General features: G+C 72.3%; 23 protein-coding genes and 1 pseudogene. 10 read left to right on the plus strand and 14 right to left on the minus strand.

Features of this window, described 5'->3' with window-relative positions:
* Positions 1 to 227: 227 nt before the first annotated feature.
* From AMK22_RS07975 to AMK22_RS07985, 4 genes and pseudogenes are all read right to left on the minus strand, one after another.
* Complete coding sequence (locus AMK22_RS07975) at positions 228 to 1058, minus strand: phosphatase PAP2 family protein (protein ID WP_073782682.1); 831 nt, start codon at positions 1056 to 1058, stop codon at positions 228 to 230.
* Between the two features lie 364 nt (positions 1059 to 1422).
* A pseudogene (locus AMK22_RS40650) lies at positions 1423 to 1513 on the minus strand (Tellurium resistance); the annotation flags it as partial.
* Between the two features lie 265 nt (positions 1514 to 1778).
* A complete protein-coding gene (locus tag AMK22_RS07980) occupies positions 1779 to 2729 on the minus strand; it encodes a hypothetical protein (protein WP_073782684.1) in 951 nt (316 codons plus the stop codon).
* The gene (locus AMK22_RS07985) at positions 2726 to 3067 is read right to left on the minus strand and encodes a PadR family transcriptional regulator (protein WP_073782891.1); all 342 of its coding nucleotides are present in this window, start codon (positions 3065 to 3067) and stop codon (positions 2726 to 2728) included. Before AMK22_RS07985 ends, AMK22_RS07980 begins: the two co-directional genes overlap by 4 nt.
* A 243-nt stretch (positions 3068 to 3310) precedes the next feature.
* On the opposite strand from AMK22_RS07985, the gene AMK22_RS07990 reads away from it, so the two are divergent.
* Positions 3311 to 4354, plus strand: a complete 1044-nt coding sequence (locus tag AMK22_RS07990; protein ID WP_143203526.1) for a hypothetical protein — start codon at positions 3311 to 3313, stop codon at positions 4352 to 4354.
* Positions 4355 to 4408: 54 nt separating this feature from the next.
* On the opposite strand, the gene AMK22_RS07995 is transcribed toward AMK22_RS07990, so the two are convergent.
* Complete coding sequence (locus tag AMK22_RS07995; protein WP_107430488.1) at positions 4409 to 4789, minus strand: YunG family protein; 381 nt, start codon at positions 4787 to 4789, stop codon at positions 4409 to 4411.
* Positions 4790 to 5118: 329 nt separating this feature from the next.
* Between AMK22_RS07995 and AMK22_RS08000 the strand changes: the two genes are divergently transcribed.
* A complete protein-coding gene (locus AMK22_RS08000) occupies positions 5119 to 5592 on the plus strand; it encodes a Rieske (2Fe-2S) protein (protein ID WP_073782688.1) in 474 nt (157 codons plus the stop codon).
* Here AMK22_RS08000 and AMK22_RS08005 read toward each other — a convergent pair.
* Entirely contained in the window at positions 5576 to 6217 is a 642-nt protein-coding gene (locus AMK22_RS08005) for a cysteine hydrolase (protein WP_079185985.1), read from the minus strand. The two genes, AMK22_RS08000 and AMK22_RS08005, sit on opposite strands and share 17 nt — an antisense overlap.
* Before the next feature lie 269 nt (positions 6218 to 6486).
* Here AMK22_RS08005 and AMK22_RS08010 point away from each other — a divergent pair, with 269 nt between their 5' ends.
* The gene (locus AMK22_RS08010; protein ID WP_073782691.1) at positions 6487 to 6963 is read left to right on the plus strand and encodes a pyridoxamine 5'-phosphate oxidase family protein; all 477 of its coding nucleotides are present in this window, start codon (positions 6487 to 6489) and stop codon (positions 6961 to 6963) included.
* Positions 6964 to 7142: 179 nt separating this feature from the next.
* Here AMK22_RS08010 and AMK22_RS08015 read toward each other — a convergent pair whose 3' ends face one another.
* A complete protein-coding gene (locus AMK22_RS08015) occupies positions 7143 to 8057 on the minus strand; it encodes a LysR family transcriptional regulator (protein WP_073782693.1) in 915 nt (304 codons plus the stop codon).
* A gap of 73 nt (positions 8058 to 8130) precedes the next feature.
* On the opposite strand from AMK22_RS08015, the gene AMK22_RS08020 reads away from it, so the two are divergent.
* On the plus strand, positions 8131 to 9192 hold the full coding sequence (locus tag AMK22_RS08020; protein ID WP_073782695.1) for a DMT family transporter: 1062 nt from the start codon (positions 8131 to 8133) through the stop codon (positions 9190 to 9192).
* Positions 9193 to 9275: 83 nt separating this feature from the next.
* Here AMK22_RS08020 and AMK22_RS08025 read toward each other — a convergent pair whose 3' ends face one another.
* Positions 9276 to 10607, minus strand: a complete 1332-nt coding sequence (locus AMK22_RS08025) for an aminotransferase class I/II-fold pyridoxal phosphate-dependent enzyme (protein WP_073782697.1) — start codon at positions 10605 to 10607, stop codon at positions 9276 to 9278.
* A gap of 35 nt (positions 10608 to 10642) precedes the next feature.
* Between AMK22_RS08025 and AMK22_RS08030 the strand changes: the two genes are divergently transcribed.
* Positions 10643 to 11344 (plus strand): pyridoxamine 5'-phosphate oxidase family protein, encoded by a 702-nt coding sequence (locus tag AMK22_RS08030; RefSeq protein WP_073782699.1) that lies wholly within the window; start codon positions 10643 to 10645, stop codon positions 11342 to 11344.
* Between the two features lie 824 nt (positions 11345 to 12168).
* On the opposite strand, the gene AMK22_RS08040 is transcribed toward AMK22_RS08030, so the two are convergent.
* The 3 genes from AMK22_RS08040 to AMK22_RS08050 all read right to left on the minus strand — a co-directional run bounded on the left by AMK22_RS08040 (position 12169) and on the right by AMK22_RS08050 (position 15235).
* Complete coding sequence (locus AMK22_RS08040; RefSeq protein ID WP_199883150.1) at positions 12169 to 13137, minus strand: DMT family transporter; 969 nt, start codon at positions 13135 to 13137, stop codon at positions 12169 to 12171.
* Positions 13138 to 13284: 147 nt separating this feature from the next.
* The gene (locus tag AMK22_RS08045) at positions 13285 to 14364 is read right to left on the minus strand and encodes an EamA family transporter (RefSeq protein ID WP_073782705.1); all 1080 of its coding nucleotides are present in this window, start codon (positions 14362 to 14364) and stop codon (positions 13285 to 13287) included.
* A 325-nt stretch (positions 14365 to 14689) separates the two neighbouring features.
* Positions 14690 to 15235 (minus strand): Clp protease N-terminal domain-containing protein, encoded by a 546-nt coding sequence (locus tag AMK22_RS08050; protein WP_199883151.1) that lies wholly within the window; start codon positions 15233 to 15235, stop codon positions 14690 to 14692.
* Positions 15236 to 15481: 246 nt separating this feature from the next.
* Between AMK22_RS08050 and AMK22_RS08055 the strand changes: the two genes are divergently transcribed.
* The 3 genes from AMK22_RS08055 (at position 15482) to AMK22_RS08065 (ending at position 17259) form a co-directional block, all read left to right on the plus strand.
* Entirely contained in the window at positions 15482 to 15685 is a 204-nt protein-coding gene (locus tag AMK22_RS08055; protein ID WP_073782707.1) for a hypothetical protein, read from the plus strand.
* A 78-nt stretch (positions 15686 to 15763) separates the two neighbouring features.
* Positions 15764 to 16195 carry a type II toxin-antitoxin system Rv0910 family toxin gene (locus tag AMK22_RS08060; RefSeq protein ID WP_073782709.1) on the plus strand — a complete coding sequence of 144 codons (432 nt, stop codon included), beginning with the start codon at positions 15764 to 15766 and terminating at the stop codon, positions 16193 to 16195.
* A gap of 245 nt (positions 16196 to 16440) precedes the next feature.
* Positions 16441 to 17259 (plus strand): PhzF family phenazine biosynthesis protein, encoded by an 819-nt coding sequence (locus AMK22_RS08065; protein ID WP_073782711.1) that lies wholly within the window; start codon positions 16441 to 16443, stop codon positions 17257 to 17259.
* Here AMK22_RS08065 and AMK22_RS08070 read toward each other — a convergent pair.
* The 3 genes from AMK22_RS08070 to AMK22_RS08080 all read right to left on the minus strand — a co-directional run bounded on the left by AMK22_RS08070 (position 17249) and on the right by AMK22_RS08080 (position 20509).
* Positions 17249 to 18028 (minus strand): CPBP family intramembrane glutamic endopeptidase, encoded by a 780-nt coding sequence (locus AMK22_RS08070; RefSeq protein WP_073782897.1) that lies wholly within the window; start codon positions 18026 to 18028, stop codon positions 17249 to 17251. The genes AMK22_RS08065 and AMK22_RS08070 overlap by 11 nt on opposite strands.
* 182 nt (positions 18029 to 18210) lie before the next feature.
* Positions 18211 to 18555, minus strand: coding sequence for a hypothetical protein (locus AMK22_RS08075; protein WP_073782713.1), 345 nt, complete (start codon positions 18553 to 18555; stop codon positions 18211 to 18213).
* A gap of 448 nt (positions 18556 to 19003) precedes the next feature.
* On the minus strand, positions 19004 to 20509 hold the full coding sequence (locus tag AMK22_RS08080) for a glutamate-cysteine ligase family protein (protein WP_073782715.1): 1506 nt from the start codon (positions 20507 to 20509) through the stop codon (positions 19004 to 19006).
* Between the two features lie 481 nt (positions 20510 to 20990).
* On the opposite strand from AMK22_RS08080, the gene AMK22_RS08085 reads away from it, so the two are divergent.
* Together AMK22_RS08085 and AMK22_RS08090 are read left to right on the plus strand one after the other, a co-directional pair.
* Positions 20991 to 21584: a hypothetical protein gene (locus tag AMK22_RS08085; RefSeq protein ID WP_073782717.1), complete on the plus strand. Its 594-nt coding sequence runs from the start codon at positions 20991 to 20993 to the stop codon at positions 21582 to 21584.
* 433 nt (positions 21585 to 22017) lie between these two features.
* Positions 22018 to 22224, plus strand: coding sequence for a DUF5999 family protein (locus tag AMK22_RS08090; protein WP_073782719.1), 207 nt, complete (start codon positions 22018 to 22020; stop codon positions 22222 to 22224).
* The last annotated feature ends 14 nt before the right edge of the window (positions 22225 to 22238 follow it).

Raw genomic sequence — 22238 nt, forward strand, 5'->3', positions numbered from 1 at the left:
GCACGGAGTACCGCCCCGAGCCGGTCGTCCCACTGTGCCACCAGGCCATGGGCCGAGGCTCCGTCCGGCCGTGCGGTCGCGGGCCCCGTCGGGCGACCGACAACTGCGCCGCGCCGACGCCCCGATCGGCTGGCCAGGCCCCCGCCCCGCAGGCGGCCCCGGACCTGATCGACGGGGAACGCGGCAGGGGCTCGGGGCTCCCGCCGCTTCTCTCGTGGCTTCCGCGCTCATCCTTGCGGCGACGCACCGGACCGCCCCGGCACCGACCGTCGCGGGCCGGAGGACGAACCCGTCGTGATCCCGTACAGGGCCACGCATACGAGGGCCGCTCCGGTGAAGACCAGCGGGCGCGCGACGGCGTCCTCCCGCGCTCCGCCGGCCAGCGCACCGACCAGGGCGAGAACCCCGGCCAGGGCCGGAAGGGACCGGGGCGGCCGGGTGCCGCCCGAAGTCGCGGCGGAGGGCAGGAGTTGAGCGGCGACCCTGTAGCAGGCGCAGGCCAGCAGCGTGGCCCCCATCGCGTCGCTGGGCCGGTGCCAGTAGAGGGCCTGGACGGCGGCCGCGGTGAAGGCGAGCCACAGCATCCCGGCCATGGCGACGTACGGGCGCACGCGCGGGGCGGCGACCAGCACCGCGCCGCAGGCCAGCCCGGCGACGACGGCCACATGGCCACTGGGAAAGCTCCCGTCGGTGAGCCCCTGCGGGGCCCGGACCAGATCGGGGCGCGGGAGGACCAGGTGGAGCGCCTCCGTACCGACGACCGTGACCACCACGACCCCGAGTGCCGCGCACCCCTGCCACCAGCAGCGGCGCAGCAGGGCGACCGCGGCGATCGCGACGAGGCCCGCGACGAGCGTGGGCATGGCCGCCTTGAGCGGCGGCGGCCCCGCCGACTGCACCAGTTCGAAGATTCGTGCCTGGTCGGCGTATCCCTTGACCAGCCCGTTCTCCGCCCGCTGCCCGAACGGCGTGCACACGGCGAGCAGGTAGACGACCCCGACCCCGAGGAGGCACAGCAGGGGCGGGCCCGGACGGAACCGGGGCCGGTCCGGCTCCATGGGCGCAGTCGGGTGGATGCTTGTGCGGTCCTGCTGCGTCAACGTCGTCCCGTTTCGTTCCGGCGGCCGGAGGGCCGGCCGCTCTCTCGCGCCGAGCGGTGCCGCTGCCGCGACGGCCGCCCGGCGTACCGGTCTCGTGCGGGTGGGGTCCTGCTCGGCGGCCCGCCGCGACTAGTGCCGTGACCGGCAAGGTTTGCCCGGAAGGAGCGGCGTCCGGTGCGTGCGATCGCAAGGCGGCCGAAAGCCCTCGTAGCGGGTACGTGGGCTTTCGGCCAACGCCGCGAGCGTGCGTGCCGGGCGGTGCGACGGGGCAAACGTTGCCGGTCACGGCACTAGGGTCCTGGGCCGCGGGCGTGTGCCGCTCTCAGGTCCGGGACTTGTAGCCGCGCCCCCACTGCATGCCCCAGCCGTACATGCGGTCCAGCTCCGACTGGAAGCCGTACACGAACTTCACCNGCCCGGCGTACCGGTCTCGTGCGGGTGGGGTCCTGCTCGGCGGCCCGCCGCGACTAGTGCCGTGACCGGCAAGGTTTGCCCGGAAGGAGCGGCGTCCGGTGCGTGCGATCGCAAGGCGGCCGAAAGCCCTCGTAGCGGGTACGTGGGCTTTCGGCCAACGCCGCGAGCGTGCGTGCCGGGCGGTGCGACGGGGCAAACGTTGCCGGTCACGGCACTAGGTGCCACCGCTGTCCGGAATTCAGCTCCGGGATTCGGCTCCGGGGTTCACACGCCCTGTCGGCGCCGAGCCGCCGACGCCAGGATCGGCAGTGGCGCGACCAGGGCGAACAGCACGGCCGTGCCCGGCACGCGCGGGGACTCCATGAGCATCGGCTGCGTGACGACCGCCTGGAGCCGGACGACCGCGAACGCGGCGACGGGGATCATCCACTGGTGGTCGCCGGTCTCGGCCGTCGCCGCCCACGCGGCGATCAACGCGGCGATCTCGACGAGGAGCCAGCCGCGCTGGAACGCCGGATCGTACGAGGCGATGTGCAGGCCCCCGGCCACGGACATCGCGCACACCACGGGAACGAGCCAGGCGTAGGAGCGGCGCCGCAACCGGCCGGGGCGGCAAATCGCCAGGACCGCGCACGCGGTGGTCAGGGACCCCGAGAGCACCAGGTCGTGGGCCAGGATCGGGGCGCCCAGACCGTAGTAGCCCGGGCCCACCACGCCTTCGGTCCCGAAGAACGTCGAGGTCCCGATCGTGGCACCGGCGCAGACCATCGCGACCGAGGCCGGCAGCGCGATCCACGCCCTGCCGCGCAGCAGGGCGATCAGACACACCAGCGGGAGCAGCCCGTAGGGCAGGGTCCGCGGCTGTGCGCCGGGGCCCTGCGACCACGGGTACCAGCCGGTGGAGCCGAAGCCCAGCGCGTGTCCGCCGGGGTCGATGCGCAGAGCCCAGTCCCACACGTCCTGGAGGTAGGGGACCAGGGCGAGGGCGGCGAGGACAAGGGCGGCGAGGTGGACCCCGTCCAGCCACCAAGGCCGCGCCGTGTCGTCGGCGACGGCGCGTATCCGAGCCTGGGCACCCGCGCGCACCAGCGCGACGGCCTCCCGCGGCGGGGGCCACGAACGGCCGGGGTACGCCTCGGCCAGGCAGGCCAGCACCTCCTGCCCCTGCCGGGCACGCACGGCCCGGGGGTAGGCGGCGAGCAGCAGACGGTTCACGCCCCGGCCGTCCCGAGCCTCGCCGAACGTCCGATGACGGCGGCGGCCGCCTGCTGCATCCGCTGCGCCTCCCGGCCCAGCGCCTCGGCGCCGTCATGGGTGAGCCGGTAGTAGCGCCGCGCCCGGCCGTCCACGACCTCCTCCCGGTCGGTCGCGATCAGCCCGGACCGCTCCATCCGCTCCAGCGCGCCGTAGAGGGTTCCGACGGCGATCCTGAGCCGTCCGCCGGTGGCCCGCTCGGCGGCCTTGATGATGCCGTATCCGTGCAGCGGCCCGTCCATGAGCGCGACGAGGATGAAGTACTGCGGCTCGGTCAGGGTCGATTGTCTTGTCGTCACACCGGTCATCATATATCGGCCCACGATGCATGCTCTTCGGCCACTTCGGCGTCCCGTGCGGTGCATTGCAAGGCGGAGGATCGCCCTCGTACTGGACGTACTCGGGTGATGCGACAACGCGGCGAGGTGCCGTACCGGACGCCGCGAGCCGGTGAACCTTTCCGGTCGCAGCACTAGATTCCGTCCGTTTCCGCGGTCCGCTCCCGGGGCCTGCTGTCAGTCGGGGCTCGTAGGGTCCGGCCCATGAACGATGTGAAGAGCAGTTCCCTCTTTGCCGCCGTCGCCCCCGCGGCCGACGAGGACGACGCCCAACGGGCCGCCGAGGCCGGTGCGTTGATCGCCGACGGCGCCGATCCCTCGGCCCGTGACGAGGAGGGTCCCCCTCTGCACCGGACGGACGCGCTTCCCCGGAGCGGCGACGGCCCGCCGCCGTCCCCTCAGGTCGTCGAGGCGCTGCTGGAGAACACGGGTGCGCCCGCCCATGTCGACTACCCCGTGACGGAGGGCGGGCCGCTGCCCATCGACATGGCCGCCGTCCGACGGATCGCGGAGGAGACTCGGGCCAGGCTGTCCGAGGCGTGCCGGGCCGCCGGGATTCCGGACGACGGCGACTGGCTGGCGGAGCGGGTCCGGCCGGAGTACGAGAGCTACCAGGCGTTCGTCGCCGAGCTGCGCCACGACTGCGACCCCGATCACGTCCCGTTCATACCGAAGCTGTGCGCCGAGGCCCTGGGGGACGACGCCCGGACGAACCGCGCCCTGGTCGGCGACCAGGAGCTGGGCGAGCCGTTCTTCCACCACGGCGATCTGATCGTGAAGGGGCATCTGGACGTGGCGGCCCCCTTCGTGGTCACCGGCTCGCTGACCGTCGAGGGCTGCATGAAGGACTGCGGCCCGGACTCCGTGGTGGCCGTGGCCGGGGACGTGACGGCCCGCGCGGTGCACACCGACGGCGAGATGTACGTCGGCGGCGACATCGAGGCCGAAATCGTCTACGGCTACTACAACGACAACACGCTCCAGGCCGGGACCATCCGCGCCCGTCTGGTCATCGAGGACGATCACGCCACGATCGCCGATGTGGAGGCGGAGACCCACTTCGACCTGGACGACTTCCAGCAGGGGTTCGGCGACGGAGTCCAGGAGCGGCTGCGTGAACTGCTGGTGGACGAGGTGTTCGGCAACGAGGAGGACGAGGACGTGGAACAGTTGGACCAGACGCTCCTCTTCGCCCGTCTGCGCGAGGGAGAGAAGGTCTTCCGTACGGACGGTGCGGGATCCGACTGATCCCGCACCGTCGGCGCGCGGGACGCCGCGGAGGGACGGCGTACGGCAGGGCGCCTACGGGCGCAGCGCGGCCAGGACCCGGCCGCGGAGGAGTTCGTACTCCTCCCGGAGTCGCACGATCTCCGCGGGCCGTTCGATCACCTCTCCGCCGACGACCTGTTCCTCGGGGCCGAACTGCTCGCGCGTGAGGTCGACTTCGATTCCCATGCCGAACCGGTTCCACCAGTGGTAGTCCACCCGCTCGCCGTCGACGTGGACCTCTCCGCGTATCAGGTCACCGCCCAGCAGGTCGTGCACGACCAGGGCGGTGACCCCGCACTGGTCACGGGCGGGGTTGTCGGGGGTCCAGTGCGGGCGGTGATCCGGCGTCGCCGTGTCCGCGCCCCAGCCGTCACGAATGGCCCGCTCGATGGCGGTGAAGCCGCTCAGTGTCATGCTCCCCAGCCTCGCACACGCCACCGGCCGCCCTGGCGTGGAGCCGCCTGCCCGGCCACCGGCCGACCGGCGGTGCGCGACACCCATCGGGCCCAACGACCCCTCGGCCATCCGGAGTAATTCCGGTGGGCCGCACGCCGATTCACCGCCCTTCCGCGCCGCCGACCGGTGACGCCCGCTCATGCCGGTGCCCGTATGTGCCGATGACGACGAGGTCCCGGGCCCTGGAAGACGCGGCCCTCCCGCCGCACGCCCGGGCATCCCACACCAGTCATCAGGAAGAAGTCGCGAGCACCGGCGGCCGCGACTGTCGCGGAAGGAGAACCGGCGTGAGCACGTCGCAGGAACACGAGGTCGGCCCCGGCCGTAGGACCGTCGTCACAGCGGTCGGAGCCGCTTCGGTGGCTGCCGTACTCGCCGCGTGCGGCAGCAAGGAGGAGGCACAGGCGGAGGTGGAACCGGCGTCCGGTCCGACCTCGGCCGCGGGGAGCACCGCCGCGAAGGACGGCGGCAAGGACGTCCTGGCGAAGACGGCCGACATCCCACAGGGCGGCGGCAAGATCTTCGCCGACCGGGACGTGGTGGTGACACAGCCCAAGGCCGGTGAATTCAAGGCGTTCTCCTCGAAGTGCACCCACCAGGGATGCACCGTGTCGAGCGTGTCGGACGGCGCCATCAACTGCCCCTGCCACGGCAGCACGTTCGATGTCGCGACGGGTGACGTGATGTCGGGTCCGGCCTCGCAGGCGCTGCCCGCCCGACCGATCAAGGTCGAGAACGGCACGATCACGCTCGCTTCCTGACACCGGGAGAAACGCCGGCACCGGCCCCCTTGCCGGCACCGGCGCGCCCGCGGCTCCGCCAGGAGTCGAGCACGGCGTCGGTGGTCGTGACGGTGGCGACGAGGGCGAGTGTGTGACGGATCATCGCGGGGGTGTAGTCGGCCGGCACCCCCGCGATGGCGTCGGAGGGCACCACCACCGTGTATCCGAGGTTCACCGCGTCGAACACGGCGTTGGGGACGGCCACATTGGCCGAGACACCGGTGACGACGAGTGTCCGGCAGCCGAGGTTGCGGAGCAGGGCGTCCGCGTCCGTTCCGGCGATCGGCGAGAGGCCGTGCAGCCGCCGCACGACGAGGTCCTCGTCCCTGACCTCGACGGGCTCGGCGATCCGGACCGCCGCGGTGCCCGGGTGCTGCTGCACGGGCAAGCGGCGGGCGGCCCGGAACAGACGGGCGTTGGTGTTGGCACCCCGCCCGTCGGGGCGGCGCTCGGCCACCGCGTGCATCACCTGGACCCCGGCCTCGTGAGCGGCCTCGACCAGCCGGGCGACGCGGTCGAGCATTCCGGACGACCTGGCCTCCTCGGCCAGTTCGGGCAGTGCGCTGCCGGGGCCCACGACGCCCTGCTGGCATTCGACCGTCATGAGCGCACAGATGACCGGATCGAGCAGTCCGGCGAGCTGCCCGGTGAGCTGTGCGGCGGGTTGTTCCCTCGACGGCACGGCAGGTCCTTTCGGTGAAGGATCGGCTCTGTCGGTGACGGGGCATCGGTACGGAACGGGTGCCGTCGGCGTGCGAACCGGCTCCTTCGCCGACGGTCCGGTCGCGGAGGCTAGCCGCCATTGCGCGACGAAGGAAGAGACCCCATGATTTCTGACACCTAGTCAGACAGTCGGAGAAAGGGAGGCGCTCCATGACCGTCACACAGCGACGGGGCCGCCGGATCATGATGACCGGGACGGAACGCGACACCTACCTCGCCGAGCAGCGCACCTGCCGGGTCGCCACGGTGTCGCCGGACGGCCACCCGCATGCCGGAGCCCTGTGGTTCGCCTGGGACGGCACGTCGCTCTGGCTGTACTCGATCACCCGCAGCCTGCGGTGGTCACAGTTGCGCACCGACCCCAGGATCGCGGTGGTCGTGGACGACGGGGTGGAGTACGGGGAACTCCGCGGCGTCGAGCTCTCCGGCAGGGCCGTTCCCGTCGGCGAGGCACCCCGCACCGGCGCCCCCTGCCCCGAACTCGACGGACCGGAGCGCCTGTTCGCCCGGAAGTACTTCGAAACGGACGCGATGCCGCACGACGGCCGGCACGCCTGGCTGCGGCTCACCCCTCAGGCCGTCACCTCCTGGGACTTCCGGAAGCTCGCGGGGCCGCGCACGGCCTGAGCGCTCCCGCACCGGACGTCCCGGCCCGATATCCAAGGGCTCCGGCCGGATTCCCCGAGCCCCCGCCCCGGCCGCGCCCCGGTGCCCCGGGAGGCCCGGCCCGGTGCCCGGAACGACCGGCGGGGCCGTGACCCGTAACGCTCCGGCTCGGCCGCGCCCCGGTGTGCGGGAAGACGCCCCTACGCCGACGCCTCGCTCAGTTCCCGGGCGGCCGTCCGCAGTGCGTCCACCGTCGCCCGGACCGACGGACGCCGTTCCGCGCCGGTGCGCCACACGGCGTGGACGTGCCGCCGCATCCGCTGCCGTACGGGCACGAGCCGCACCCCGTCGGGCACCGGTCCGCGCCCCAGGCGGGGTGCCACGCAGACCCCCACTCCCGCGGCGATCAAGGCGAGTTGGGTGTGGTGCTCGCCCACCAGATGCGCGATGCGCGGCTCGAAGCCCTTCGAACGCAGCGTGAACACCAGCCAATCGTGGCAGAACTCGCCCTCGGGCCAGGACACCCACTCGTCGTCGGCGAACTCCTCCAGGTCCACCTCCGGCCGGTCCGCGAGGGGGTGGCCGGCCGGCATCGCGATGTCCGGCGTGTCGTCCAGGAGTTCCACCCTGGTCAGACCGCCGGGGACCGGCAGCCGCTTGTTGCTCCAGTCCAGCGCGACCGCCAGGTCGATGTCCCCCCGCAGGACGCCCCGGATGCCGTCCTCGGGTTCCAGCTCCCGCGTCCTCACCCGCAGTTCGGGATGGTCGGCGCACAACGCCCCCAGCACGGGGGGGAACAGCCCGCGCGCCGCCGTGGGAAAGGCGGAGAGCAGGATCTCGCCCACCACCTCTCCGCGCTGCGCCTCGATGTCGGCCTGCGCCAGTTCGACCTGCGAGAGGATCCGCGCCGCGTGGTCGGCGAGCAGCCGGCCCGCGTCCGTGAGGCGGATCCCGCGACCGTTCCTGGCGAGGAGCCGCTGTCCCACCTCCCGTTCCAGCTTCGCCATCTGCTGGGAGACGGCCGACGTGGTCACGTGCAGACCCGCGGCGGCACCGCTCACCGAACCGTGCCGGGCGAGGGCGTCCAGGGTGCGCAGGCGCTCCAAGTTCAACATGTAAGGAACACTACGAGACTCCGCGCAGGAAGTCTCACTTGTTCTACGTGGTTGAGCTCGTCATCGTTGACGCATGAGCGCCGCTGTCAGGCCGGAGACCTCTCCGGTCTCCGAGTCCCCCACCACCCCCAGGAACCGCACCGCGGCTCCGGATCCGCGCCCGGACGCGGCTGCGGGGGCTGCCCCGCGCGGCCCGGACACCTCCCCGTCGCGGCGGAGGCCGGACTGGCGCATACGCTTCGGGGCGCTCGCGCTCATCTGGGGCTTCAGCTTCCTCCTCATCAAGGTGGGCACGCACGGGTACGCCCCGTTCCAGGTCACGCTCGGCCGCCTCCTCGCGGGCACGGCCGTGCTGGCCGCGGCGATGGCGGTGCGGCGGGTGCGGCTGCCGCGCGGAGCCCGCACCTGGTGCCATCTGGCCGTCGCCGCGTTCTTCCTGAACGCGCTGCCGTTCTCGCTCTTCGCGTATGCCGAGTTGAGCATTCCGTCGACCCTGGCAGGCATCTGCAACGCGACGTCCCCCCTGTGGGGCATGGCGCTGTCGCTGGTGGCGCTCTCGGAGGACCGGCCGACCCGCCGCCGGGTGGCCGGGCTCGGCCTCGGCTTCCTCGGTGTCCTGACCGTGCTGGGCGGCTGGCAGGGCTTCTCCGGGCTGGACGTCGGCGGTACGGCCATGGCCCTGCTCGCCTCCCTCTGCTATCCGGTCGGCTGGATATACGTCCGCAGGACGCTGTCGGGAACCGGTGCCTCCGCACTCGCCCTGACCGGCGGCCAGCTTCTCCTCGGCACGGCGCAACTCTCGCTGGTGACCCCGCTGTTCACATCCGCCCTCGAGGGATTTCCGCTGCTTCCGACCCTCGCGGTGGCCGCCCTCGGAGCGCTGGGCACGGGCTTCGCGATGCTGGTGCAGTTCGGCCTGGTGGAGGAGGTCGGACCGACGACCGCGCAGATGGTGACCTACTTCATCCCGGTCGTCGCCACCGCGGCCGGAGTCGTCGTACTCGGCGAACGGCTGAGCTGGAACACGCTGGTGGGCGCCCTGGTGGTCCTCGCGGGTGCCGTCCTCACCCAGAGCGGGCCGCGCGCCCGGCCGCCCGGCGCCGGACCGCGCTCGGCCACGGGACGCCTACCGTAGCCCGCGCCCGTGGTCCCTCGGTGTAGCCCCATCCCCGCGGCCGGCCGCCCGTGACCGGCCGCCGACCACCGACCGCCGCGTCTTCAGCCGTAGTTCAGGGGAGCCACCGGACCCGTCGCGGCCGCCACCGCGTCGGCCAGGGGGGCCACGTCGGCGTCGGTGAGCGGTGAGACGGTCAGGCGGATCCCCTGCGGCGCGGCCATCCGGAACCGCGCGCCGGGCGCCACCACCCAGCCCGCGTGCAGCAGCCGCGCCACGGCCCCGGTCTCGTCGTCCACCGGCACCCACACGTTCATGCCGCTGCGCCCGTGCGCCACGACTCCCCGCTCGGCCAGCGCCCGCAGCAGTGCGTCCCGCCGGTTCCCGTACGACCGCGCGACGCCCTCGGGGTCGACGGCACCCGTGCGCCACAGGTGTGCCACGGCCCGTTGCAGGAGCCCACTGACCCAGCCGGGTCCGAGCCCCTGTCGGCCCGACACCCGGTCGGTGGTGACCGGGTCCCCGGTGAGCAGTGCGACCCGCAGGTCCGGCCCGTACGCCTTGGCGACGGACCGGACGAACGCCCACCGGTCCGTGGCACCCGCGAGCGGATGCAGCGGCAGGTCGACGATGCCGTGGCCGTGGTCGTCCTCGACGAGCAGCACATCGCGGTGGCGCGCGAGGACGTCCCGCAGTTCGGCCGCGCGTCGCGCGCCGACGGCGGCACCGGTCGGGTTCTGCGCGCGGTCGGTGACCACGAGCGCCCGGGCCCCGGCGTCCAGCGCGCGCTCGACGGCGCCCGGCAGCGGTCCGTCGTCGTCGAGCGCCACGGGCACCGGGCGGAGCCCCAGCGCCGGTACGAGATCCAGCATGCTGCCCCACCCCGGGTCCTCGACGGCCACCGCGTCCCCCGGCTTGAGATGCGCCGTCAGGACGCGCTCGATCGCGTCCAGCGATCCCGAGGCCGCGAGCACGGGCCCGGCCGGCACGCCGTCGGCGTCCAGCGCGGCGCGGGCGAGATCCGCGAACTCCGGCACCAGCGGCGGCTGCCCGTACATCCCGGGCTCCCGCGCGTACGCGCGGGTCGCCGCCTCGAACGCCTCGTCCAACGCGGGGAGCAGCGCCGGATCGGGATTGCCCGACCCCAGATCCCGCGCCCCGAGCGGCACCTCCACCCGGAGCGACCCCCGCGCCGTGCTCGCGGGGCGCGGCCGCACCCTGCTGCCCCGGCGCCCCGCCGTCTCGATCACCCCGCGCTCGCGCAGGGTGCGGTAGGCCGCCGCCACCGTGTTGGGGTTCACCCCCAGCAGTTCCGCCAGCTCCCTCATGGGCGGGAGCGACTGACCGGGCGCGAGGTCGCCCGAGCCGACCCCCCGCTCCACGCTCGCGGCGATCTCCGATGCGCGTCGCCCCTCGATCCGATACTCTCCTAGCACAAACAACATTATGCACTAGTGCAATGGAGGCCGCAATGCCGGACACCGCAGCGCCACAGTCCCCGGAACCGGCCCCCTCGGCCGGGGACGAGTACCGGCCGACCGGGCGCACCGTGCCGACCCGGGCCCGTGAACGCGCGGCGTACGACCGGGAGACGGTCCATTCGATACTCGACGAGGCGTACCTCTGCCATCTCGGTTTCGTCCGCGACGGCGCCCCGGTCGTTCTGCCGACGCTCTTCGGCCGACTGGGCGAACGGCTCTACGTACACGGCTCGACCGGTTCCCGGCCGCTGAGGGAGGCGGGCGGGGCCGATCCGGGCCTTCCCGTGTGCCTGACGGTGACGCACGTCGACGGTCTGGTGCTGGCCCGCTCGGCCTTCCACCACTCGATCAACTACCGCTCCGTGGTGGTCCATGGCATCGCCCGCACGGTGACCGATCCGAAGGAGCGGCGCATCGCCCTGGACGCCATCGTCGACCACGTGGTGCCGGGCCGGTCCGCCGACTCACGGCCGGCCGGCACGAAGGAACTGGCCGCGACGGCGGTGATCCGGCTCGATCTCCGGGAGGTGTCCGCCAAGATCCGCACCGGCGGGCCCAACGACGAACCGGAGGACCTCGCGCTGCCCCACTGGGCGGGCGTCCTGCCGCTGGCCCGCGGCTACACCACGCCGGTCCCCTCCGTCGACCTCGATCCCGCCATCGGGGTGCCGGACTACCTCACCGCGCTCTGAACCGGCCCCCAGTGCTGCGACCGGAAAGGTTCACCGGCTCGCGACGCCCGGCACGGCACCTCGCCACGTTGCCGCATCACCCGAGTACGTCCCGTACGAGGGCGATCCTCCGCCTTGCGATGCACCGCACCGGACGCCGCGAGCTTCCCGGCAAACCCTTCCGGCCACAGGACTAGTGCCGTGACCGGCAAGGTTTGCCCGGAAGGAGCGGCGTCCGGTGCGTGCGATCGCAAGGCGGCCGAAGGCCCTCGGATGGGGTCCGTGGTCGCCGACATCGGCGGCGGCCAGGGACACGTGCTGGCGAGCCTGCTGGAGAAGCATCCGACGCTGCGNTCGCGACGCCCGGCACGGCACCTCGCCACGTTGCCGCATCACCCGAGTACGTCCCGTACGAGGGCGATCCTCCGCCTTGCGATGCACCGCACCGGACGCCGCGAGCTTCCCGGCAAACCCTTCCGGCCACAGGACTAGTGCCGTGACCGGCAAGGTTTGCCCGGAAGGAGCGGCGTCCGGTGCGTGCGATCGCAAGGCGGCCGAAGGCCCTCGGATGGGGTCTCCCCTGCTCGAACGAAGTCGAGAGCTTGGGGAAGGGCTACGTGGGCTTTCGGCCAACGCCGAAGGGGGTCCCCCCTGGCCCTTAAGGCCTTGGGGGAGTGCGTGCCGGGCGGTGCGACGGGGCAAACGTTGCCGGGAGCGGCACTAGGCGGCCGGGCCCGCCACCGGGAGAACGGCGGCGAACCCGGCCGTCCGGCGTTCGGACCGGAACGAACGAGCGGGAGCGGTCCGGCGGGGACGCCCCCGGTCCGTGGCGAACGAACGCGCGGTCAGACCGGAACGGAAGCACGGCGGGAATGCGCGGCCCCACGCACCTCGCCGAGAGCCGGACCGGCCACGGCCGCGAGGAGGAGCAGCGTCCCGACGACCGTGGACACGGTGAGCCGCTCATGGAACAGGACGACGGCGATGACCGCCGCGGCGACCGGTTCGAGCAGCATGATCACGGACACGGTCGCGGCGCGCACCACCGCGGCACCCGCGAAGTAGAGCGCGTAGGCGAGCGCGGTCGGCACCGCCGCCACGTACACCAGCAGCATCACCACCTGTGCCGCCTGCTCGGTGTGCGGTACGAGACCCTCGGCCGCGGCCACCGGCAGCAGTCCGAGGGTGCCGATCCCGAAGGCCCAGGCGCTGGTGGTGAGCGGGTCGGCGGCACCGCCGTCACGGCCCAGCCACCGGGTCAGCAGAGTCATCGTGGCGTAGCCGGCCGCGGAGAGCATGGCCAGCGCGACACCGGCGGGCCGCACGGTCGCGCCGTCGCCACCGAGCACCAGGACGGCGAGCCCGGCCAGACCGCCCGCCACCGCGGCGAACCCCCCGCGCCCCAGCCGCTCCCCCATGGTCAGCCGCGCGCCGACCGCGATGAGCACGGGGCCCGCCCCGATCGTCACGACGGTCCCCACCGCGAGGCCCGTCGCCCCGACGGCCGCGAAGTAGGCGCTCTGGAACACGAGGAGGCCGAGGCCGTTCCCCAGGACGCGCAGCAGTCGGCGGGCACGCGGTTCGGCGGGGGCTGCCGGGCGCCGGGGCCGCAGCACCAGGACGGCCAGCAGCAGCACGAGGCCGCCCGCGCAACGCCAGAACGACAGGGCGAGCGGCCCCATGTCGCTGATCCCGAAGACCAGCGAGGCGGCGGCGCCCGCGGTGCCCCAGGCGACACCGGCGACGATCAGACAGATGAGGCTCCGCCCGACGGGCAGGCCGGAAGCAGTGTTCGACACGTGTTTTCTCCGCATGAAGAATCGGAATGGTGGTCGTCGGCTCCGCGCGCGGGCAGCGACGAACCGCTCGGGGACTGCCCGAGCCCGGTCTTCGTCAGGAGCGTCCGCCCGCGCCCTCAGGCGGCGGGCGGCGAAAGCACGGTCGTATGCATGGCCGTCACCCTACGACGTGGTGCGGCCGGTGGACAACGGCGTCTCGGCGGTCGCGAAGCCGGTGTCCGGACCTGTGGCCCGCCCATCACCCCGACCGGTCACGGCCTGCCCTTCGCCCGGACCGGTCACAGCCTGTCCTTCGCCCGGACCGGAGGCGACCGGCCCGGAGGGCGTCCTGGGCGTGGCGGACTGTGCGATCAGGGACCCGGCCAGCACCACGGCGCCTCCGAGGAGCTGCGGGGCCGACAGGTGCTCGCCGAGCATCACCCAGGCCAGCACGGTGGCGATGACCGCCTCCAGACAGGCGACGACACCCGCGACCGCCGGGGAGAGCAGCCGTACCGAGACCACCCCGGTGACATAGGCGAGCACGGTCGCGACGAGCACGATCCAGGCGAGCAGCAGCCAGGCGGGGACATCCGTGCCGTCCATGCCCGCGCTGCCGCCGAGGATCGCCCAGTCCATGTTCCAGGGGCGTGCGACGGCGGTGAGGACGAGCGCGCCGAACAGGAGTCCGTACGCGATGACACCGACCGGGTGCGGCGGCTCGACGCCCGGCCCCCTGTCCGCGCTCCCCTGGTCCGACAGGACGAAGTAGCCGACCTGGCAGCACGCCGCGCCGAGTGCGAGCAGCAGTCCGATCGCGTCGAAGCTCAGCCCCGACCAGACCTCGACGACGCAGGCGAGCCCTCCGACGGCGAGCACCACCCCGAGCGCGGCGCGCCGGGTGACCGGGCGGCGCTGGACGAACCGGACCCATCCGAGGACGAGCGCGGGCGCCAGGTACTCCACCAGCAGCGCCACTCCGACGGGGATGCGGGAGATGGCGGCGAAATAGCACGCCTGCACACCCGCGACGGCCAGCAGCCCGAACCCGAGGAGGAGGACCGGACGGTTGCGCAACAGAGCACGGTGGCGCCAGGCGACGGGCAGCATGACGAGAGCGGCGCCCGCCACCCGCAGCCAGACCACGTGGAGCGGATCGACGCCGGCCTCGATGAGCGGCTTGGCCGCGACCCCTGAACCACCGAAGGCCAACGCCGAGACCAGGGCGAGTCCCAGGCCGCTTCTTGCTCGTGACGCGTACATCGGCACATCATGACAGGCGCCTGTCAGGAGCGTCACTCCGGTGACCCCTGACCGGCGGTACCTCCGTCCGCCCGCGGCCGGGGCCCGGACCCGGCACCCCGAGCGAGCCGTGCGGAATCGTGCGAACCGACCGCGTCATCCGCGTCGCCGTGCCGAACCGGCACGCCGTCGCCGGTCTCCTTGTCATCTGCCGGACGTCGGGCATCGGTCGTCATGGATTGTGCGCCGGACTCGGGCATCGGCACGCGTCACGCGGACACCGGCAGCGGTCACTCCTAGTGCTGCGACCGGAAGGGTTCACCGGCAAACCCTTCCGACCACAGCACTAGCCCGTCGCCCGGACGATGCGGGCCGCCAGCCGATCGGCGTCCACACCCGCCCGCTCCAGCACCTCGACGGCCCGGCATTCGTGATCCATGGCCAGGGCCGCCAGCAGGTCGAGACCCCCTGCTCGCACGTCCCCGCGCCGCCGCGCACGCTCACCGGCCTCCGCCATGGCCGAGGCGGCCGAGGGCGACCAGCCCGCCACTCCCGGGTCGCGCCGGCCCGGCCCGGGTACGGTGACCACCGGAACGGCGCCGGAGTCCTCCACCGAGCCCTGCCAGCGCAGCCCGTACCCGATGCTGCGCTGGACGAGATAGCCGAGCATCTTGGCCAGTTGCGGCCCCTCGTCGAGGGCCGCTCGTACCTCGGGGTCCGATTCAATGAGGGAATGCAACAGATGCGCCGTGTCGATGTGCCGGTCACCGTCGCGCAGCGCGCGTCTGCGGGCACCCGTCACCACGGTGGCCAGCTCCACGGTGAGTCCTGCGTCGAGATCGGCATGGTTCGATGTGGGCTGGTGAGGGATCCGCGGCGTCCGGTTTTGCACACCTCTCACCCCATCAGTCCGGTGGCGGGAAATCATCGGCGGAGCGACCCATTTGGGCATCCCACGCAAGGTGGGCACCCCAGAGCGACCCCTCCTCCTTGCGGATGAGATCTCGCCACTCGGGAACCCGATCCGGAGAAACGGCGTGCGCCGCCTTGCATCACCGCCCCGGAGCAACTGCGAACCGCTCCGGGCACGTCCCACAGGCAACAACACCCGCACGGCGGCCGGAAGGGGTCTGCTGACGTGTCCTGGCTGGTCGCCCTGCCGGCACTCGACGGACGGGAGTACGTGTACCGGATCCATGCACCGGTGGACGCCCTGCGCGCCGACCTGTTCTGGGCCGCGTTCCACTGCCACGACGACGGTCCGCACCCACGCGCCTCCGACCGTTTCGACGCCGCGTCGATCTGGCTCGTGAGGGCGGAAGGCAGGGACACCCCGAACTGACGGTTCATCAGTATTGAATGTTCACGCCGCTGCGGCTACGTTCCGCGACACCGTAACCCGTCGAGAAGGGGTGGTCGCATGGCCGAGGTCAGCGCAGAGGCACGCATCGAGGCACCGGCCGAGAAGGTCTGGGCCCGGCTGACGGACTTCACCGCGTACGGCGAGTGGAACGCCACCCACACGAGCTTCCCGAAGGGCGGCCCGGCCACGCTCGAACTCGCGGCCACCTACGAGGAGAACATGAAGCTCATGGGCTTCCCGGCCGAGGTGACGTGGACCGTGACGGAACTGGAGTCCGCGCGTCTGCTCGCCACCCGGGGCAAGGGACCGATGGGGGTCAACCTGGCCATGCGCTACTCCCTGGCGCCCGACGGAGAGGCGACCACCGTCCGTATCGACGGGGAGTTCACCGGGGCCGCGGTCTCCCTGATGGCGGGCAAGCTCAAGGATTCGGCGACCGCGGCGCTCGTCGAGTCGCTGCGCAAACTCGACGGACTGGTCACCGCCTGACGACGGCACCCCGCACGAGAACGCCGCTCTGAAGGGCCCGTGGCATCCCGCGCGGCCCTTCGCACACCGGCCCCGTCCCGGCAGGGGTCGCTCGCCGGACGTCCGGACTCCCCCGACGGACGTCACGGCTCCACCCGCCAAGGCGTCCGACGCACGGCCCGGCCCCGCCCACGGCCGGACCTGCCGGGCCATCAGACGCGGATTGGCCTTGGCCGACGGCCGCCCGTCTCGCGTACGTTCGCGCCATGAGGATCCGAATCGTCGACGCGTTCACCGACCGCCCCTTCACCGGCAACCCCGCCGCAGTCGTGCTGCTGGACGCCGATGCCGCGCCCGACGCCACATTGTTCCAGCGCATTGCCATGGAGATGAACCTCTCCGAGACCGCGTTCGCCCGCCCGGCGGCACCGGGCGGCCCGGCCGGCTGGGAGCTGCGCTGGTTCACCCCGACCACCGAGGTCGACATGTGCGGGCACGCCACCCTCGCCACTGCCCACGTCCTGCACACCACCAAAACGGCGAGCGGAACCGTGCGCTTCGCCACTCGGTGCGGCATCCTCACCACGACCACCCACCCGGACGGCGCGATCACGCTCGACTTCCCCACCGCCCCGCTCACCCCCACGGCCGCCCCCGCCGGGCTTGCCGCCGCGCTCGGCGCGGAGCCGGTCTGTGTCCATGACACCGGAGCTCACGTCGGCGACCTGCTCGTCGAGCTCGCCGACGAGGCATCGGTACGGGCACTGGCCCCGGACCTCGTGACGCTGGCCGGACTCTCCCGGCGGGGTGTCATCGCCACGGCCGCCGCCGAGGACCCCTCGCGCGGCTACGCCTTCGTCTCCCGCAGCTTCTTCCCCAACGTCGGAATCGACGAGGACCCGGTCACCGGCAGCGCCCACACCGCGCTGGCACCCTTCTGGTCGGCCCGGTTCGGCCGCGACGAGCTGACCGGACTGCAAGCCTCCGCCCGCGGCGGCCTGGTCCGCACCTCGTTGCGCGGCGACCGCACCCTGCTGACCGGCAAGGCCGTGACCGTCGTCGACGGCGAACTGCTCACGCCGTAGGCAACCACCCCACCTTGCCCGCCAGCAGCGCGTACCCGACGAACGCCCCGATGTCGAGCAGCGCGTGCGCGGCCACCAACGGGCCGACCCGCCCCCAGCGCCGGTACAGCAGCACGAAGACCACGCCCATCACCACATTGCCGATGAACCCGCCGATCCCCTGATAGAGGTGGTACGAACCACGCAGCACCGAGCTCGCCGTCAGGGCCGCCGCCGGCGACCATCCCAACTGACCGAGTCTGCGCAGCAGATAGCCGACGACGATCACTTCCTCCAGCACGGAGTTCTGGAGTGCCGACAGGATGAGGACCGGGAACTTCCACCACACGTCGGGCAACGACTCCGGAACGACGGTGAGGTTGAATCCGGTGGCACGCGCCACCAGATAGAAGGCGAGCCCGGCGCTCCCGATGCCCGCCGCGACCGCCGTGCCGCGACCCAGGTCCTGCCAGGGCCGCGTACGGTCGAAGCCGATGGCACGCAGCCCGGCGCCCTCCCTGACCAGCAGATGGGCGACGAGTGCGACGGGCACCAGGGCCGTGGCGATACCGAAGAGCTGCCAGGCCAGATCCAGCCAGGGGCGTCCCGGGGCGTACGAGCCGTTGAGTGTCGCGGCCTGCTCCTTCAAGCCCCCTGGTTTCGTCAGGGAACCGACAAAGCTGATCAGGGCAGACACCCCGCTGGCGCCCAGTGAGAGAGCCAGTACCAGCACCGTCTCGGTCCGCGCGGTCCGCCGTGACAGCTCCTCTCGGGGAAAAGAACTGGCCATGTACCCCGTCTCCACCTGTACACCTGCCTCGAGTTGTGCATTCATGCCCGTACCCCCGTCCCGCCAGGGTCTCGAATGCGAGCACGGAGATCATGCGGGTCGGGGGACGGCCATCATCGGTGATGGCGTGGTCCCCCTCCTCCCTCTTCATCCTCAAGGAGGGGCACCACCGACATGGGACGTCACAGCTTGCCCGACGACTCCGCGGCCGACGGACGCGGGGAGGCCCCGCCGCGCCGCCGACGGCGTGGTGTCGCGATCGCGACGCCGCTCGTCCTCACCGTGGCCCGCAGGACGGCGGTCGTGGCGCGGGGCGGGCTGCTGTCGTCGGACTCCTGCGGGCCCCCGCCGTACGCCTCTGCCCGATGGCCCCACCGGACATCGGCCCCTCCGTGCGTGCCGTGGCCGGCCGGGGGCGCGACGACAGTGTGACGTCCGACGGTCGCTGCCTGCGCGTACGCGTGGTGGCTCGCGAGTCGTACGAGGTCGCCGATGCCCTCGCCGCCGGTTCCGCCGCTCCGGACCACCGGATCCGGCTGCCCGACTCCGATCTCCGGCTGGACCGGGCCAGGGGTTCGGGCGACGGCGTCCCGATCACGCCGGGCAGTTCCGTCGCCTCCTCCCCCGTGACCGTGGCCGCGGTGCCGTCGGCCGCGGAGCGTCCGGGACGGCCGCGCAGGACGTGCTCCGGGGCCGGGGGGGACGGCCTCGGCCGTGGGCGCGGACGAGGTGCGTCTCGGATCGGCCGGTCCCGCGCGCAGGGCCACCGGCCTGCTCGCGCTGTCCGGCGTCGGGGCGTCGCCCGGCGGGTGGCGGCGACGGCGACACCCGGGTCACCGACCCGGCCGACATCGAGGCCGTGATCCTCCGGGCGATCATGACGGCCGGGCAGAGCAACCACACCGCCCGGGGCCGGGCCGCGTCATCGAGGTCGGCCGTGCCCGCACGGACGCGGGTCGGTGCCGAAGGGCGGAGTCACGTCGCGGGAACGCCCGTGGGCCAGCTGTGCACGGGCTCGCCGCCGCGCATCAGTTCCGCGTATCTGCGGGTGGTGGCGGTCAGTGCCGCATGCCGTTCCAGTCCCGCCTCCCGTGCCCGGTGGTACGTGTCCGTCTGCCAGGACGCCCCGTTCGTCCGCCGTCTGCAGCGCCCCTCGATGACCCCGAGATAGTGGTCGCGGTCGGCGGGCGCGATGTTCCACGCGTCGAGTCCCTCGGCGGCCAGCGGCAGCAGTTCGTTCCGGACGAGTTCGACGGCCGGGACCCGGGTCAGCCCGCCCGACCGGCCGGGACGGGGCCAGATCAGCTCCGCATCGATGCCGTGGCGGCAGGCGGTGTCGAAGTTCTCCTCCGCCGCCGCGAACGGCAGCCGTGTCCACACCGGGCGGGACTCCTCGGCGAGGGCCCGTACGAGCCCGTAGTACAGCGCGGCGTTGGCGATCACGTCGGTGACGGTGGGGCCGGCAGGCAGGACCCGGTTCTCCACCCGCAGGTGGGGCACGCCGTCGGCCACCCCGTACACGGGCCGGTTCCACCGGTAGACCGTGCCGTTGTGCAGCACGAGTTCCTGGAGCCCCGGCACCCCGCCCGCGTCCAGCACCGCCAGCGGGTCCTCCTCGTCGCAGATCGGCAGCAGCGGGGGGTAGTAACGCAGGTTCTCGCGGAAGAGTTCGTACGCAGACGCCACCCACCGTTCCCCGAACCAGGTCCGTGGCCGCACCCCCTGGTTGCGGAGTTCGGGCGGTCTGGTGTCCGTGGCCTGCTGGAAGAGCGGCGGACGCGACTCGCGCCACAGCTCCCTGCCGAACAGGAAGGGGGAGTTGGCACCGATGGCGATCTGCACCCCGGCGACGGCCTGGGCCGCGTTCCACACGGCGGCGAAGCGGGCCGGGGTCACCTGCAGATGCAGCTGGACCGAGGTGCAGGCCGCCTCCGGGGTGATCGAGGACGCTGTGGAGAGCAGATGCTCCACGCCCTGGATGTCGAGCGAGAAATCCTCGCCCCGCGCGGCCACGATTTGATCGTTCAGCAGTGTGTAGCGGTCCGCTTCCGAGAGGTTGGACGCCACGAGATCCGCACGCCCGAGCGTGGGCAGAATTCCGATCATCACGATCCCGGCATCGACCTCGTCCGCCTTCCGGTGCGCATATCCGAGGCCGGTCCTGAGCTCTTCGGCGAGCTGATCGAAAACGCGCCCCTGAAGGGGATGCGGGACTATGTTCACTTCCAGATTGAACAGCCCCAGTTCCGTCTGGAAATCCTGGCTTGCTATGCGCTGGAGCACCTCTCCATTCATCATCCTCGGCATGCCGTCGGCGCCGGCCAGGTTCAGCTCGATCTCCATGCCCATGAGATTGCGGGGGCGGTCGAACCTTTTCTCCGCCAGCAGCCTCTCCAAGCCCTCCAGACACTGATGGAGCTTCCTCCGGTACCTCTGCCGATCGGACAGGTCAAAGGTGCCCGCCACGACCTTCTCCCCCATCGAAGTGTCCCTCCCTCAATTGGGCAGCCCGCGGCCCAGGCCACTCACGTCACGGTCGATAATGCCCAGGCCGGTGATCCACAACGCCCTCCCGGAGGCCGCGCACCCAGTAGCCTGAGAGCTACGGCCGGAGGCACATTCCCTCGGCATGACGGAGCATGCGGTTTACGTTCTCGAAGCACGTTGATAGAGCAGCTCGTTTCAGCCGTCCACGCCCGGAGAAAAACTACTGGCAGCGGCTGAGCCGTTGACGGCAAATCAACAGAAAATACCGCATAATAAAGTCTCGATGCCGCCTTGCCGGCAATAGCATCGGCGGCTAGGGAAAACACTGTGTGAACACCTGTCGTATAAACTTTGCTGACGAGGCAGAGAGTTGACGCACCGGTGCGGTCACCGGCCCCTCTGGCCCCGTACGCCGACAGCGACGTCTGCACCCGCCCACGCATCAACGTGTCTCCGAAGTGAGAGGCGACCCACTATGCCGCTGCATGTACCCCCGGCCCCCGCGCCCGCTCTGCGCAGCGTTCTCGCGGCACTCGGTTCACCCACCGCAGTCCGTGAGGCCCGCACCCCCGCGCTCCAGTCCGCCCAGGGACCGCTGAGCCCCGAACTCCCGCTCCCCGTCCATGTGCTGGACCGGATCGGGCCCGACGGGGCCGCCCCTACCACCCGGCTCGCCGGGTGGCGGTTCCTGATCCGCGACTCGGGACGGGCCGTCGCCGCGGCGGACACCATGCTCACGCCGGACGGCTGGGCCTTCTCGCACTTCTTCGAGGGCCCGTACGTCCCGGCGACCGAACTCGCCCTGCGCCAGGCGGAGACGATGACACCGCACTACCAGCCGCGACTGCTGTCCGTCCCGGCGCTCTACATGCTGGCTCTGTGGCTGCACGCCGACCCCGAGGCCGATGCCTCCGGCGGCTCGCTCGCCCCCGCCGACCTCCTGGTACCGCTGGCACCCGCGCCGCCGGGCATCGCGGCGCACCGCGCCCACCGGGTCGCCGATCTGCTCCGCCTGATGACCGGCCGGATCACCCCGGGCCCGGGCCCGCTGCTCGGATCGCCCGCCTGACGACGAACGCTCCGTCGCCACACCCCCCGTGCCCCGTCGCCGTGTCCGCCGGCGACGGGGCACGGTGCTTCTCGGGCCCGGGGCTTCGTACGCCCCGAGGCTCGTGCGGACGGCACGTCGCGGGCGCGGGGTGCGGAACGCGGGACCCATGGACTCCCCGATTACGCGAGAGGCCGAGTGGGGGCGCACATTCCGCCCGTCCGGACTAGCCCGGTCCGACCACCCCGAACCACCCGAAAGGACAGTGCAATTGCGGTGAACCGTCCGGCCGGGTGACGCATCATCGGAGTAGACGGAAGTGCTGCCGCGAAATCCCTGCGGAATGGCGCCCGTGGAGCAACACTGGGACCGGACCTATCGATACGGGGGAGCGGCCATGAACACTTCGTCAAGCCGCAGGACATTCACCACGACGCAGCGAAAGAACCCATCCATGTGCCAGCACCAGCCACCCTGCCCCACCGCCGACTCACCCGACCGGGAAGCCGCCCGCCTCGTGGCGCATCACCCGGAGCAGGGCTGGAGCCTGCTGTGCAACGGTGTCCTGCTCTTCGAGGACACCGGTGAGCTGCTCCCGGACGGGCAGATCATCGCCCCTCATCGGCCGTCGACGGCCGACCGGGTGATGCGGGCCGCCTGAGAGCGGCAGGTACG

Origin of the sequence: Streptomyces sp. CB01580, assembly GCF_001905795.1 — a bacterium.
Lineage (GTDB): Bacteria > Actinomycetota > Actinomycetes > Streptomycetales > Streptomycetaceae > Streptomyces.

Excerpts from the sequence above, each read along its gene's own strand:
- AMK22_RS08040 (WP_199883150.1), bottom strand. The coding sequence starts at position 13,137 with ATGCGGAGAAAACACGTGTCGAACACTGCTTCCGGCCTGCCCGTCGGG.
- AMK22_RS08030 (WP_073782699.1), top strand. The coding sequence starts at position 10,643 with ATGCCGGACACCGCAGCGCCACAGTCCCCGGAACCGGCCCCCTCGGCC.
- AMK22_RS08060 (WP_073782709.1), top strand. The coding sequence starts at position 15,764 with ATGGCCGAGGTCAGCGCAGAGGCACGCATCGAGGCACCGGCCGAGAAG.
- AMK22_RS08005 (WP_079185985.1), bottom strand. The coding sequence starts at position 6,217 with ATGACGGTCGAATGCCAGCAGGGCGTCGTGGGCCCCGGCAGCGCACTG.
- AMK22_RS08045 (WP_073782705.1), bottom strand. The coding sequence starts at position 14,364 with ATGTACGCGTCACGAGCAAGAAGCGGCCTGGGACTCGCCCTGGTCTCG.
- AMK22_RS08020 (WP_073782695.1), top strand. The coding sequence starts at position 8,131 with ATGAGCGCCGCTGTCAGGCCGGAGACCTCTCCGGTCTCCGAGTCCCCC.
- AMK22_RS08010 (WP_073782691.1), top strand. The coding sequence starts at position 6,487 with ATGACCGTCACACAGCGACGGGGCCGCCGGATCATGATGACCGGGACG.
- AMK22_RS08015 (WP_073782693.1), bottom strand. The coding sequence starts at position 8,057 with ATGTTGAACTTGGAGCGCCTGCGCACCCTGGACGCCCTCGCCCGGCAC.
- AMK22_RS08065 (WP_073782711.1), top strand. The coding sequence starts at position 16,441 with ATGAGGATCCGAATCGTCGACGCGTTCACCGACCGCCCCTTCACCGGC.
- AMK22_RS07995 (WP_107430488.1), bottom strand. The coding sequence starts at position 4,789 with ATGACACTGAGCGGCTTCACCGCCATCGAGCGGGCCATTCGTGACGGC.
- AMK22_RS08070 (WP_073782897.1), bottom strand. The coding sequence starts at position 18,028 with ATGGCCAGTTCTTTTCCCCGAGAGGAGCTGTCACGGCGGACCGCGCGG.
- AMK22_RS08085 (WP_073782717.1), top strand. The coding sequence starts at position 20,991 with ATGCCGCTGCATGTACCCCCGGCCCCCGCGCCCGCTCTGCGCAGCGTT.
- AMK22_RS08080 (WP_073782715.1), bottom strand. The coding sequence starts at position 20,509 with ATGGGGGAGAAGGTCGTGGCGGGCACCTTTGACCTGTCCGATCGGCAG.
- AMK22_RS07975 (WP_073782682.1), bottom strand. The coding sequence starts at position 1,058 with ATGGAGCCGGACCGGCCCCGGTTCCGTCCGGGCCCGCCCCTGCTGTGC.
- AMK22_RS07990 (WP_143203526.1), top strand. The coding sequence starts at position 3,311 with ATGAACGATGTGAAGAGCAGTTCCCTCTTTGCCGCCGTCGCCCCCGCG.
- AMK22_RS08090 (WP_073782719.1), top strand. The coding sequence starts at position 22,018 with ATGTGCCAGCACCAGCCACCCTGCCCCACCGCCGACTCACCCGACCGG.